Origin of the sequence: Sinorhizobium chiapasense (genome assembly GCF_045277575.1) — a bacterium.
Lineage (GTDB): Bacteria > Pseudomonadota > Alphaproteobacteria > Rhizobiales > Rhizobiaceae > Ensifer > Ensifer chiapasense_A.
The window spans coordinates 2,154,433-2,165,963 of record NZ_CP144206.1; the positions used below are offsets into that span (position 1 = coordinate 2,154,433).

Consider the following 11,531-nt stretch of genomic DNA (forward strand, 5'->3'; position numbering starts at 1 on the left):
CCCAGAGCACGCCCGCGCTCAGGCCGCCTGTTGCGGCAGAGGCCCGACATAGACGGAGCGCGGCCGGATGAGCCGGCCTTCGAGCGCCTGCTCGCGCGCATGGGCGACCCAGCCGACGGTGCGGCCAATCGCAAAAACGCCGGTAAAGGCCTCGCGCGGGAAATTCAGCGCATCGAGCAGAAGCGCGGTATAGAACTCCACATTGACGTCGAGCGGACGGTCGGGCTTGCGTACCTTCAAGATCGCGAGCGCCGACTGTTCGACCGCTTCAGCCAGTTGAATACGATCGCGGTTCGCCGGGTCGGCGGCGATCAGTTGCCTCAAAGCGCCTTTCAGCGCGTCGGCACGGGGGTCGCGGACACGATAGACGCGATGGCCAAAGCCCATCAGCCGCTCGCCGCGGTCGAGTGCGCGGGTGAGCCAGGTTTCCGCATTCTCCGGTGTTCCGATCGCATCCAGCATGTCCAGCACCGGACCCGGCGCACCGCCGTGAAGCGGCCCCTTGAGAGCGCTGATTGCAGCGAGCACCGAAGATGTGAGACCGGCTTTCGTGGACGCGACCACACGCGAGGCAAAGGTGGAGGCGTTGAGGCCGTGGTCCGAAATCGTCACCAGATAGGCATCGAGCGCCGCCACTTCTTGCCTCATCGGCACTTTGGCGCCGAGCATCGCCAGGATATCGGCGGAATGGGAAAGCGCCGGCCTCGGCGCAACCGGGCTTTCACCCCTCTTCAGGCGCAGTGCAGCCGTCAGGAAAACGGCCGGGGCGGCAAGCAAGCGCAGCGCCGTATCGAGATCGTCACCATCCGGAAGCCGGGCGATCAACGCGCGCATGATGTCGACTGGCGGCAGTTCCAGCAGCGCGTCGTCGATCGCGCCGACATGGGCGAACACTTCTGCACGCTTCTGCCCGAGGCCCCGCGCAAGCTCGGTTCTATCCGGACCAGTCCCCACCAACCCGTCGACCAGCAGGGCCACGACATCTTCATAGCTTGCGTAACCGACCAGGTGATCGAGCGATACGCCGCGGATGATCAATTCGCCGGCCTCACCGTTGACATGGGAAAGCTGCGTCTCGGCGGCGACGACGTCTTCAAGTCCGTTCTTCATCATCAGTTTCTCCTTTACGCGAAGGATGATCCGACCTAGACCTATTGACGTCAATCTTGATGCAATTGATCAATATGAAGACACTCTGGATCACCGCCGAAGAGGCGCTCGCCCGGCTCGGCAGCAAGCGGCAGACGCTCTATGCCAATGTCAGTCGCGGGCGCATTCGCGCCAAGCCCGACCCGACTGATCCGCGCCGCAGCCTCTATCAGGCAGACGACGTGCACCGGTTGGCCGAACGCCATGCCGGGCGGCGGCAGGCGGCGGTCGTTGCCGCCGAAGCGATCCGCTGGGGCGAACCGGTTCTGCAGACAACGATCTCCAGTATCGCTGGCGGACGGTTATTCTATCGCGGCCGCGATGCGGTCGAACTCTCCGGCGACGCAACATTGGAGGAGATTGCCACGCTGCTTTGGCAATCATCCGAGACAGTGACCGTTCCCGCCGGTGACCATGGCGGCAGTCAATCGCGCCTGACCGCAACATTCGGACGCCTGGCTGCACGGATCGAGAGCGACCTGCCGGCACTCGGGAGACGGCCGGCGATACTGAAGGCCGAAGCCGCCGAGGTGCTTGCGACCGCCGCGGCGGGGCTGGCGCCGTCAAGAGAACCAATGCCGCTGCATCAGCGGCTGGCACTGGGCTGGGGGCGGCCCGAGGTGGCGGAGCCGATCCGCAAATGCCTGGTGCTGACCGCGGAGCACGAGCTCAATGTTTCGGCCTTCGCGGCCCGGGTCACGGCCTCCTCGGGTGCTGCGCTTTCCGCCGCCACCCTATCGGGGCTTGCCACGCTGACCGGGCCGAGACATGGCGGTGCCTGGCTCAGCGTCACGCGCCTGGCCGAACAGGCAGCGGCGAGCGGCGTCCGCGAGGCGATCCGGGGAATGCTCTCCACGGAGGGCGTGGTCAGGGCCTTCGGCCACCGGCTCTATCCCGATGGCGATCCGCGCGCCAAGGCGATCATGGCGAGCTTCGATGTGCCGGCGCTCTACAATGCGTTGGCCGAAGCCGGTGAAGAGCTGCTCGGAGAGCCCGCCAATCTCGACTTTTCGCTGGCCGCGCTGGCGGCGACATACGACCTTCCGCTAGACGCGCCCCTCGTTATTTTCGCGCTTGCGCGCACCGTCGGCTGGCTCGCCCACGCGATGGAACAAGTGGAGAGCGGTGAATTGATCCGCCCCCGCGCACACTACGCCGGCTCGTAAGGCGCGATGCGGTGCAAGCATACAAATCAGCCCCACAGTAAGCCTCACGCCATTCGCACAAAAGAATCCGCAACACACGCGCAGATCGACTTTCATTACATAAAATTAACGGACGCCAACCCCGGATAAACTTCAAGGCAATATTACACGATATTAACGTGACGACGGCGCGCGGCAGCATTACCTTCGAGCCGAGGCTGAATATTGCCGGCGACCGCTTTGGCCGCGACGCGACAATAGGAGACGGCCTCGCAGGGAAGCTCCTCCCGCTTCCCGAGTTGAAGGAGAAGCAGATATGCGCTCGCCCCTCAAGACTACCGCCATTGCAACTATTGCCCTCGTCGTTTTCGCCGGTGGTGCCTTTGCGGCCGATCACCACGACTTCGGTCGCGACAACGACAAGGGCGCCTATACCGGTGATTATTACCAGGGCATTTTCACCCAGGACGACATGACGGCCCCGGCCATGGCCTACCGCGTACCCGCTCACATGGCGTCGTCGCGGCTCGACCGCGTCCTGCACGAACTCCGGGTCGACAATCATCGGATTCATGCCGATCGCGAACAGGGCAAGCTGACCGCGGCGAATTACAGGAAGCTCGAGCGTGAAGACGGTGCAGTGCGCGCCCAGGCGGTCAGGACCGCCGCCGCCCATCACGGCATGCTGCCGACGCAATCCTATGCACGGCTACAGAACGAAGTTCGGCACCTCGACCGCGACATTGCCCGAATGGCCTGATCGGCCGGCAGACCCGTCTCACCCGGCTTGCGGGTGAGCGCATCGACGGCGCCGGGTTCGCTCCTCGAGCCCGGTCCCTCGGCAATCAACACAAGTCTTGAACGAAGCCGATCGAAGCAATGAGCCGTGTTCAGCGCCCATAATGGGCAACCGGTGGGGATCGCTCGGCTTTGGCAGCGAAAGGAACAAGATCATGTCAGACAGTCTGAAGAGACATCGTGCTGCCGCCCTCCTCGGCGCAGCCGTCGTCATCGCGCCCTTGTCCGTGGCAACCTTCGCGGGCCGTGACGTGGCCGCGGCCGCCGCGCCCGGCGCAGCGGTTGCTGTTCCGGCCACATCCGGCGGCTCCTTCGCCCCGATCGTTTCGGCGGACAAGCCGGCGGTCGTCACCATCACGACCGTGATCAAGGCCGACAACGACGAAACGTCACAACTCGGCGGAACCTCGCCCTTCGACGAGCAGTTTCGTCAATTCTTCCGCGACCAGGGCATTCCGCTGCCAGACCAGGCGCCTGAGCGGCGCCCGACTCAACGGGCCGAAGCGCTTGGCTCTGGCTTCGTCGTAACGTCCGATGGCTACATCGTCACCAACAACCACGTCATCGACAAGGCGTCGAGCATCACGGTTACCCTCGACGACGGCACGCAAGTGCCCGCCAAGCTTGTCGGCGCCGATCCAAAGAACGATCTCGCTGTGCTGAAGATCAAGCCGACGAAACCGCTTGCCACCGTCGCCTGGGGTGATTCCGACGCCTTGCGGGTCGGCGACCAGGTGCTGGCGATCGGCAACCCGTTCGGTATCGGCACGACCGTGACGGCCGGCATCGTTTCGGCGCGTGGCCGCGATCTCAACAGCGGTCCTTATGACGACTTCATTCAGATCGACGCGCCGATCAATCGCGGCAATTCTGGCGGACCGCTGGTCGATGCCGAAGGCCGCGTGGTCGGCATCAACACCGCCATCTACTCGCCCAACGGCGGCAGCGTCGGCGTCGGCTTCGCCATTCCCTCCGATCAGGCCCAGAAGGTCGTCGCCGAACTGATGAAGGACGGCTCGATCCAGCACGGCTTCATCGGCGTCGAAATTCAACCGGTGACCACTGACATCGCCGATGCGATCGGCTTCCACCGGGCAGAAGGCGCGCTGGTCGCCGGCGTCAACGGCGGAACGCCAGCTGCCAAGGCGGGCCTCAAGGCCGGCGACATCATCACCGCCTTCGGCGGTAGCCCGGTCAAATCACCGCGCGATCTCTCGCGCACGGTTGCCGACCTCACGCCCGGCACATCGAAGAGCCTGAGCGTCTGGCGTGCCGGCAAGACCAAGGATCTCTCGATCACCGTCGGCAGCAATACCGCGGATCAGCAATAGCGGCGAGCCGCGATCCCGACTGCCCGGCCGCCTCGCGGCCGGGCAATTTCCCGCCGGCATTTAGCCGGCCATCCTTTCAACCCGGCTCTGTTCCCGCCAGGCCGCGGGGCTGAGAGCCGTCACCCGGCGGAACTCGCGATTGAAATTGGACTTCGTCTGAAAGCCGGATTCGAGCATCGCCGAGGTCACCGACATATCGGTCTCGCGCAGCAGACGGCAGGCCTCGGCAATCCGGAAATCGTTGATGTATTGCGATACGTTCTTGCCCGCCAGCCGATTGACGGCGGTCGATATCTGCCGGGCCGGCAGGCCCGCGCGCCGCGCCAGGCGCGAAAGGGTCAGGTTTTCGTCGCGGGCCAGCTTCTGGCTGACGAGTAGATGGTCGATCCGATCCAGGATCTCGCGATCCCGCAGCACCGATACCGGTTCCTCATTGACGATCGCATTCGCCGCCGGAAACGCTCGTGCGCGGTCCGCGACCATGGCCGTCACCCCGATGAAGAGCAATCCCAGCATATTCGCGTTGCTGACGATGAGGCCGATGTTTGCGCCTTTCGTCCATTCAAAGTCCAGCATGATCGCAAGATCGAAGAGCGCCGACAGGCAGAGCGAGAAGGCGGCAATGACCAAGGCGCGGTACGCTGCGACGGCGCCTTCGAAACGCGCTTCGTCCAGGGCGTCTGTGCCGGTGCGGGCCAGATTCAAAAGCGCCAGTGCATAGCCGACATATTCGACGATCAGGGCAAAGTCGATATATCGCGGCGTTATCAGCACCAGCGTGAGGACGCCGATCGTCGGCGTGGCGTGAAGCCACCCGGCGCCGGTGATGCTTCGCTCGTCGCTGCGGATCAGGCTGTGGAAGCTCGCGAGCACCAGTGGCGGTACGCCGCTTGCAAGCACCGGCAGAGCAAATCGCAGTGCCGCAAGGTCGTACCCCCAGCGCAGGCCGACGACCACCGACTGGAGGGCGCAAAGCGCCACCAAAGAGAGAAAGGCCCAGTTGCGCTTCGCGGGTTCGTCGCCACGTAGCATGAAGACCAGCAGGATCAGCAACAGCAGGGCAACGACGAAAGGCAGCGGCAGAAAGATCAAGAGCGAGTCCTTTGGCGAGCAAACAACCCGGCAAGTCATGGCGCAGATCGCGATTCGGGACGACCTGAATCACGATCAAGGACGCAAGAGAGGCGCAAGGCCGGCGACGATCGGCCGTCTTTCTTCAACCAGCGAGATGCCCATGCCCCTCCTCCAGTCTCTGCCCGCCGCCGTCTTCATCCTGGCTGTTGCCACTCCCGCGCATGCCCATGATGTCGGCGTACGCGAAATCAGCGTTCCGGCGCCCGAACGGGGTCGGAACGTCTCCGTCACGGTCTGGTATCCGACTGGCGCTGGCGGCGAAACCACGCTCGTCGGCGACAACCAGATCTTCAGGGGAACAGAGGCCGCAAGGAACGTCCCCTTGCTCCCGGGACCATTCCCCTTGGTCGTCGTATCGCACGGCTCCGGGGGCCGTGTTGAGGCGATGAGCTGGCTTGCAACCGCGCTTGCGAAGGCCGGTTTCATCGTCGCCGGCCCTAACCATCCGGGCACCACCAGCGGCGACTCGACGCCCGCCAACACGCCGAAGATCTGGGAACGCACGGCCGACCTTTCCGCCGTCATCGACAGGCTCACCGGCGAAGGCGAATGGAACGGGGTTATCGACGCCAATCGGATCGCCGTGCTCGGATTCTCGCTTGGAGGCTCGACCGCCATGGAGATATCCGGCGCGCAGGCGAGCCTCGAGGCCTATGCCCGCTACTGCGACAGCTACAGGAAATGGGATTGCGCCTGGTTCGCCGGCGGCAAAGGCTATATCGACGACATGCCGGTGAATGTCGACAAGCTCGATCTTCGCACCATCGACAAGGCACGCTTCGAACAATCCAACCTCGACCGGCGCATCAAGGCGGCCGTGCTCGTCGATCCGGGCCTGGCCCGGGCCTATCGGGACGAAACCCTGAAGACGATCGAGATACCAATGCATTTCATCAATCTCGGCGGCGCGGAGACCATCCCGCTGGCCGTCGCCGCAAAGCCGCTGGCGGCGCTGACGCCGAAGGGCTCCTATGCCGCAATCGCCGGGGCCGACCATTTCAGTTTCCTGCCGGAATGCAAGGACGGCGCGAGCGAACGGTTGAAGTCCTTTGGCGAGGTCGATCCGATCTGCGAACCGACCGGACGCGCCCGTGCCGACATCCACGCCGATATCATCAAGGTTGCCAGCGAGGCATTGCAGCAGAGTCTGGGCAAATAGCGGTCGGTGAAATCGCAACGCGGGCGGCGATACGCATCGCCACCCGGCCAGGCAGCGGCTCCTTCCGCCGTCCTCTTCCGAACCCGATGCCACAGAATACAAGCGCTTACAAAAGTCCCATCCGCGCGACACACGGCGAATACACGCCTCCATTGAAATGAGCACGTTTCCAGCGCCCCGACGCAAACCAACGCCTGACGGAGGAATTCATGAAAACCACCCGCATCTTCGCCGCCGCATTACTGATCGCCGGTAGCGTGACGACGCTTCACATGGCTGAGGCCCAGCAGATGCAGGGCATTCAGCGCACGGATCTGATCAAGAACGAGATCAGCGTGCCCGGACATGAAGCCGTACAGGTCCGCGTCGACATCGAGCCGGGCACAACCTCGATCAAGCATTCGCATCCAGGCGAAGAAATCGCCTATGTGCTCGAAGGTTCGCTGGAATACCAGCTCGAGGGCCGGGCACCGGTGACGCTTCAGGCGGGCCAGGCGCTGTTCATTCCAGCCGGCGTTGCCCATGTGGCGAAGAACGTTGGCACCGCCAAGGCGTCTGAACTCGCGACCTACATCGTCACCAAGGACGCGCCGCTTCTCGTTCCCGTCAAGTAGGCGATGCGTTGACCGGTGTAGCGCCGTTCGAATGCGCCTTCATGCGTGAAGGAATTCGAGCAGCGCCGCGTTGAACCCGGACGCAAACTCGATGTTGACGATATGGCGGCCCGGCAGCGACAGGTGCCGGCCCCGCTGCACGCACTTGGCGATATTCTCGAGGTCCGCCGGTGGGCATACCGGATCCCTCTCGCCGGAAATCGCTAGCAAGGGATTGGCGATCTTTGCGATTTCTTCCTGCAAATCCGCAGCCGCCAGCGCGGTGCAGCCGCCGATGTAACCATCGGTCGAGGTGGCGCCGAGGCTCTTGATGACGCGATCGACGGCATCACCATGGCTGGCTGCGTATGCCGGAGTGAACCAGCGCTCGGCCGTGGCGGCGGTCAAGCCCTCAAGGCCGCTCGCCCTGACGGCGTCGATGCGCGTGGCCCAGCCCTCGGGCGTGCCGATGCGGGCCGCCGTCGCACAGAGTACGATCTTGTCCAGCCGCTTACCCGCGTGCACGCCGAGCCATTGTCCTGTCAGCCCGCCGATCGAGAGGCCGCAGAAATGCGTCTTTTCGATCTCCAAGGCGTCCAGAAGGGCCAGCACGTCATGGCCGAGATCGGCGAGCGTATAGGGTGGCGGCGGCGCCGAGGAACGACCATGGCCCCGGCGATCGTAACGCAGCACACGGAAATGCGGTGAAAGCGCCCCGATCTGGGCGTCCCACATCGAAAGGTCGGTGCCGAGCGAGTTGCAGAAGAGCAGCCATGGGGCGCCGCCCTTCTGATCACCGTCGATGCGGTAATGAAGGCGATGGCTGGGTAACTCGAGATAGGCCATGAGACAGGAACTCCGATCGGGAAAGCCGCCAGCGATGGCGGCTTCGATATTGCTGGTGACACCACGGCTCGGGTGTCTTGTGCGCTGCATACGTAGATAGCGACAGAGCGCACTCAAGAGATGGCGGCCGGACCCTTCGTGATCCGGCTACCATTGCTGCCATCTATGCGGTCGCCAGTTGGCCGACCGCGACGCGGCGGGCATTGCTGATCGCAAACACCAGCATGGCGAGCGCCGAGATCGCCGCCGGGACGGCAAAGATCAGGAAGTTCTGCTGCAGCGGAAACTCCTGCGCCAGCAGTACGCCGCCGAGCGTCGGCCCAACGATCGCGCCGATACGACCGACACCGGATGCCCAGCCCAGCCCCGTCGAGCGAACCGAGAGATTGTAGAGCTGCGCCACGCTGGCATAGAGCAGGATCTGCGTGCCGATCGTGGTGGCGCCGGCGACGAACACCATCAGGAACAGGAACACCACCGGCGGGTTGAAGCCGATCAGCGCGATCGACAGCGCTGCCGCGACGAAGAAGCCGACCACCACCTTCGGCAGGCCGAAGCGGTCGCCGAGCCAGCCGCCGGCGATCGCGCCGACCATGCCACCGAAATTGAGCGAGAACAGGCTGAGCAAGCTCGCCTTCTCGGCATAGCCGGCTTCCTGCAGCACCTTCGGCAGCCATGAGGAGAGCAGGTAGACGAGCAGCAGGCAGCAGAAGAACGCGATCCAGAGCATAAGGGTTCGCAGCGTCCGCTGGTGGCGGAAGAGTTCCAGAACCGATGCCGAAGCGCCCTTCGTTTCCGAAAAGACCAGCCTGTCGGCAGCAGCCAGCCGTGCGGCGGGGGCGATTTTGGCATAGATCCGCTTCGCCTCTTCCTGCTTGCCCTGGCGGATGAGGAAGCCGAGCGACTCCGGCAGCTTCCACAGGATCGCCGGCAACATCAGCAGCGGAACTGCGGCGATGAAGAACATCGGCTTCCAGCCATAGGACGGGATCATGCCGATGCCGAGACCGGCTGCCACCATACCGCCGACCGAATAGCCGGAGAACATCAGCGCAACCATCGTGCCCCGCAGGCGCTTCGGCGCATATTCGTTCATCAGCGCCACCGCATTCGGCATCAGCCCGCCGCAGCCGAGACCGGCAAAGAAACGGAAGATCTTGAACTGCTCCGGCGAATTGGCAAAGCCGGTCAAAAGGGTCGAGACCGTAAACAGCAAGAAGCTGATGGCGATCCCCTTCCTGCGGCCGATCCGGTCGGCAAGCGGGCCGAAGATCAGCGCGCCGAACATCATGCCGAAGAGTGCCCAGGCCTGCAGCGCGCCGGCCTGTGGCTTGCTTAAGCCCCATTCCGCAATCAGCGTCGGCAGCACGGTGCCGGCGACGAAGACGTCGTAACCGTCGACGATCAAGAGCAGCGCCGAGAGCGCCACCACCATCCACTGGAAGCCCCCGAGAGGGCTCCCGTCTATTGCCTCATTCACATCGATCGTGCGCATCATCTCCTCCCCAGGTGTTTGCGCGTTTAAACAAGGAACCGTCAGCCGAGATCGCCGCCGGCGACCGGCAGCACATTGCCGGTGATGTAGGAGGCCTCGTCCGAGGCCAGGAACAGAATAGGCGCCGCTTGCTCCTCGATGCTGCCGTAGCGCTTCATGAAGCTCGACTTCTTTACCTGGGCAACGACGTCCCCCATCCAGGCCTTCTCGGCTTCGCTGTCACCCTCCGCATTGCGCGGGATGCGGCGCGGCGGCGCCTCCGTCCCACCCGGCGCTGTTGCGACGACCCGGATGTTGCGCTCCGCAAGCTCCATCGCCAGCGACTGGGTGATGGCGTTGACGCCGCCCTTCGCCGCCGAATAGGGCACACGATGAATGCCGCGCGTCGCGTTTGAGGACACATTGACAATGGTGCCGCCGCCACGAGCGAAGAGGTGCGGCAGCACGGCATGGCAGCAATAGAGTGTCGGCATCAGCGAGCGGCGAATTTCGGCATCGATCTGCTGCGGCTCGAACTCGGCAAAAGGGCGCATGCGGATGGCTCCGCCAACATTGTTGATCAGGACGTCGATGCCGCCGAACCTTTCGGCGGCAAAGCGCATCGCCGCTGCCGCCCCCTCATGGGTTTCGAGATCGGCCACGAAGGCGGCTGTCAGCTCGCTGCCCGCCTCCGCCGCCACCTCGGCAACGAAATCGGCGCGGTCGACGAACAGCACCTTGCCGCCTTCCGCCGCGGCCCGCAGCGCCACGGCACGGCCGATGCCCTGGGCGGCACCGGTCACCACGATTACTTTGCCGGCGAAACGGTCGGCGAAGTGGGCCGTTTTCATGCGGCCTCCTTCGCCACGACATTCGGCGTGAACTTCTCGTAGTGGAAGCTGTTGGGCGTAATGCCACTCTCGTCGAAGTGCTTGCGCACCGCGTCCACCATCGGCGGCGGACCGCAGAGATAGACGTCGACATGACCACCGTTGAGCAGCTCTTCCGGCATATGCTCTGTGACCCACCCCTTGCGCGGATGGCTGGAAGTGGCGTCCGCGACGACCGTCGCGTAAGTGAAGTTGGGAAGTTGTTTGGCATAGGCCTCGATCTCGTCGACCAGCACCAGGTCCAGATCGCGGGTGACGCCGTAGATGAGATGGACCTTCTGCTCGGCGTTTGTGCGGGCGAGCTGTTCAAGCATCGACAGGAACGGCGCAAGGCCGGTGCCGCCAGCCAGAAGCAAGAGGGGACGATGGACCTCGCGCAGATAGAAGCTGCCGAGCGGGCCTGTCAGGTTGAGTTTCGCGCCGACTTCGGCACGGTCCAGCCAGGTGCTCATCAAGCCGCCCGGGATCTTCTTGATCAGGAAGCCGATGCGCGCTTCACCGGGTGCTGAAGAGAAGGAATAGGAGCGGCTTTGGCCGCTGCCGGGCACGTCGATATTGACATACTGCCCGGGCAGAAAGGCCGGCGCCGCAGCACCTTCGATATCCAGTTCGAGCACGATTGCCGCATCATTGTGTGGCGTGACACGCGTGACCGTTGCCGCGAACGTCTGCTGCCCGGTCTTGCAGGCGGCCGATGTCGTCGGCACCGCGATGACGCAATCGCTCGACGGTTTCATCTGACAGGTCAGCACCAATCCGCTCTGAGCCTCGTCCGCCGTCAGCGCATCGTCGATAAAGTCGTCGCCGAGGTCATAAGCGCCGCTTTCGGCGCGACACTTGCAGGTGCCGCATACACCGTCGGAACAGTCCATCGGCAGGTTGATCTTGTTGCGGAAGGCGGCGTCGAGCACCTTCTCGTCGTCCCTGCATTCGACGAAGCGAGTGACGCCGTCCTCGAAATTCAAAGCGATCCTGTAGCTGGCCATGATTGCTCCTCCCATTCCTGTCTTGT

The 11,531-nt window shown here is 63.9% G+C and carries 10 protein-coding genes and 1 pseudogene; 5 read left to right on the forward strand and 6 right to left on the reverse strand.

Going from position 1 to position 11,531, the window contains the following annotated elements; translation table 11 throughout:
• Nucleotides 1–18: 18 nt before the first annotated feature.
• Nucleotides 19–1,110 (reverse strand): citrate synthase/methylcitrate synthase, encoded by a 1,092-nt coding sequence (locus QM996_RS28745; protein WP_334198703.1) that lies wholly within the window; start codon nucleotides 1,108–1,110, stop codon nucleotides 19–21.
• A gap of 74 nt (nucleotides 1,111–1,184) precedes the next feature.
• On the opposite strand from QM996_RS28745, the gene QM996_RS28750 reads away from it, so the two are divergent.
• The 3 genes and pseudogenes from QM996_RS28750 to QM996_RS28760 form a co-directional block, all read left to right on the forward strand.
• Nucleotides 1,185–2,315, forward strand: coding sequence for a citrate/2-methylcitrate synthase (locus QM996_RS28750; protein WP_334197260.1), 1,131 nt, complete (start codon nucleotides 1,185–1,187; stop codon nucleotides 2,313–2,315).
• A gap of 295 nt (nucleotides 2,316–2,610) precedes the next feature.
• Nucleotides 2,611–3,054, forward strand: coding sequence for a hypothetical protein (locus tag QM996_RS28755; protein WP_334197261.1), 444 nt, complete (start codon nucleotides 2,611–2,613; stop codon nucleotides 3,052–3,054).
• Nucleotides 3,055–3,247: 193 nt separating this feature from the next.
• Nucleotides 3,248–4,420, forward strand: a pseudogene (locus QM996_RS28760) (Do family serine endopeptidase); the annotation flags it as partial.
• Between the two features lie 63 nt (nucleotides 4,421–4,483).
• Here the strand turns inward: QM996_RS28760 and QM996_RS28765 are convergent.
• Nucleotides 4,484–5,515 (reverse strand): helix-turn-helix domain-containing protein, encoded by a 1,032-nt coding sequence (locus QM996_RS28765; RefSeq protein ID WP_334197262.1) that lies wholly within the window; start codon nucleotides 5,513–5,515, stop codon nucleotides 4,484–4,486.
• 142 nt (nucleotides 5,516–5,657) lie between these two features.
• On the opposite strand from QM996_RS28765, the gene QM996_RS28770 reads away from it, so the two are divergent.
• Together QM996_RS28770 and QM996_RS28775 are read left to right on the forward strand one after the other, a co-directional pair.
• Entirely contained in the window at nucleotides 5,658–6,716 is a 1,059-nt protein-coding gene (locus QM996_RS28770) for an alpha/beta hydrolase family protein (RefSeq protein WP_334197263.1), read from the forward strand.
• 209 nt (nucleotides 6,717–6,925) lie between these two features.
• Nucleotides 6,926–7,330, forward strand: coding sequence for a cupin domain-containing protein (locus tag QM996_RS28775; RefSeq protein WP_334197264.1), 405 nt, complete (start codon nucleotides 6,926–6,928; stop codon nucleotides 7,328–7,330).
• Between the two features lie 39 nt (nucleotides 7,331–7,369).
• On the opposite strand, the gene pcaD is transcribed toward QM996_RS28775, so the two are convergent.
• The 4 genes from pcaD to benC all read right to left on the reverse strand — a co-directional run bounded on the left by pcaD (nucleotide 7,370) and on the right by benC (nucleotide 11,505).
• Nucleotides 7,370–8,155 carry a 3-oxoadipate enol-lactonase gene (gene pcaD, locus QM996_RS28780; RefSeq protein ID WP_334198704.1) on the reverse strand — a complete coding sequence of 262 codons (786 nt, stop codon included), beginning with the start codon at nucleotides 8,153–8,155 and terminating at the stop codon, nucleotides 7,370–7,372.
• 163 nt (nucleotides 8,156–8,318) lie between these two features.
• Complete coding sequence (locus tag QM996_RS28785; RefSeq protein WP_334197265.1) at nucleotides 8,319–9,650, reverse strand: MFS transporter; 1,332 nt, start codon at nucleotides 9,648–9,650, stop codon at nucleotides 8,319–8,321.
• A 41-nt stretch (nucleotides 9,651–9,691) separates the two neighbouring features.
• Complete coding sequence (benD, locus tag QM996_RS28790; RefSeq protein WP_334197266.1) at nucleotides 9,692–10,480, reverse strand: benzoate diol dehydrogenase BenD; 789 nt, start codon at nucleotides 10,478–10,480, stop codon at nucleotides 9,692–9,694.
• Complete coding sequence (gene benC, locus QM996_RS28795) at nucleotides 10,477–11,505, reverse strand: benzoate 1,2-dioxygenase electron transfer component BenC (RefSeq protein ID WP_334197267.1); 1,029 nt, start codon at nucleotides 11,503–11,505, stop codon at nucleotides 10,477–10,479. Before benC ends, benD begins: the two co-directional genes overlap by 4 nt.
• Nucleotides 11,506–11,531: the final 26 nt, after the last annotated feature.

What these genes read in the sequence shown, in the direction of transcription:
- QM996_RS28745 (WP_334198703.1), bottom strand. Translation starts at nt 1,110, where the DNA reads ATGAAGAACGGACTTGAAGACGTCGTCGCCGCCGAGACGCAGCTTTCC.
- QM996_RS28750 (WP_334197260.1), top strand. Translation starts at nt 1,185, where the DNA reads ATGAAGACACTCTGGATCACCGCCGAAGAGGCGCTCGCCCGGCTCGGC.
- QM996_RS28755 (WP_334197261.1), top strand. Translation starts at nt 2,611, where the DNA reads ATGCGCTCGCCCCTCAAGACTACCGCCATTGCAACTATTGCCCTCGTC.
- QM996_RS28770 (WP_334197263.1), top strand. Translation starts at nt 5,658, where the DNA reads ATGCCCCTCCTCCAGTCTCTGCCCGCCGCCGTCTTCATCCTGGCTGTT.
- QM996_RS28775 (WP_334197264.1), top strand. Translation starts at nt 6,926, where the DNA reads ATGAAAACCACCCGCATCTTCGCCGCCGCATTACTGATCGCCGGTAGC.
- pcaD (WP_334198704.1), bottom strand. Translation starts at nt 8,155, where the DNA reads ATGGCCTATCTCGAGTTACCCAGCCATCGCCTTCATTACCGCATCGAC.
- QM996_RS28785 (WP_334197265.1), bottom strand. Translation starts at nt 9,650, where the DNA reads ATGCGCACGATCGATGTGAATGAGGCAATAGACGGGAGCCCTCTCGGG.
- benD (WP_334197266.1), bottom strand. Translation starts at nt 10,480, where the DNA reads ATGAAAACGGCCCACTTCGCCGACCGTTTCGCCGGCAAAGTAATCGTG.
- benC (WP_334197267.1), bottom strand. Translation starts at nt 11,505, where the DNA reads ATGGCCAGCTACAGGATCGCTTTGAATTTCGAGGACGGCGTCACTCGC.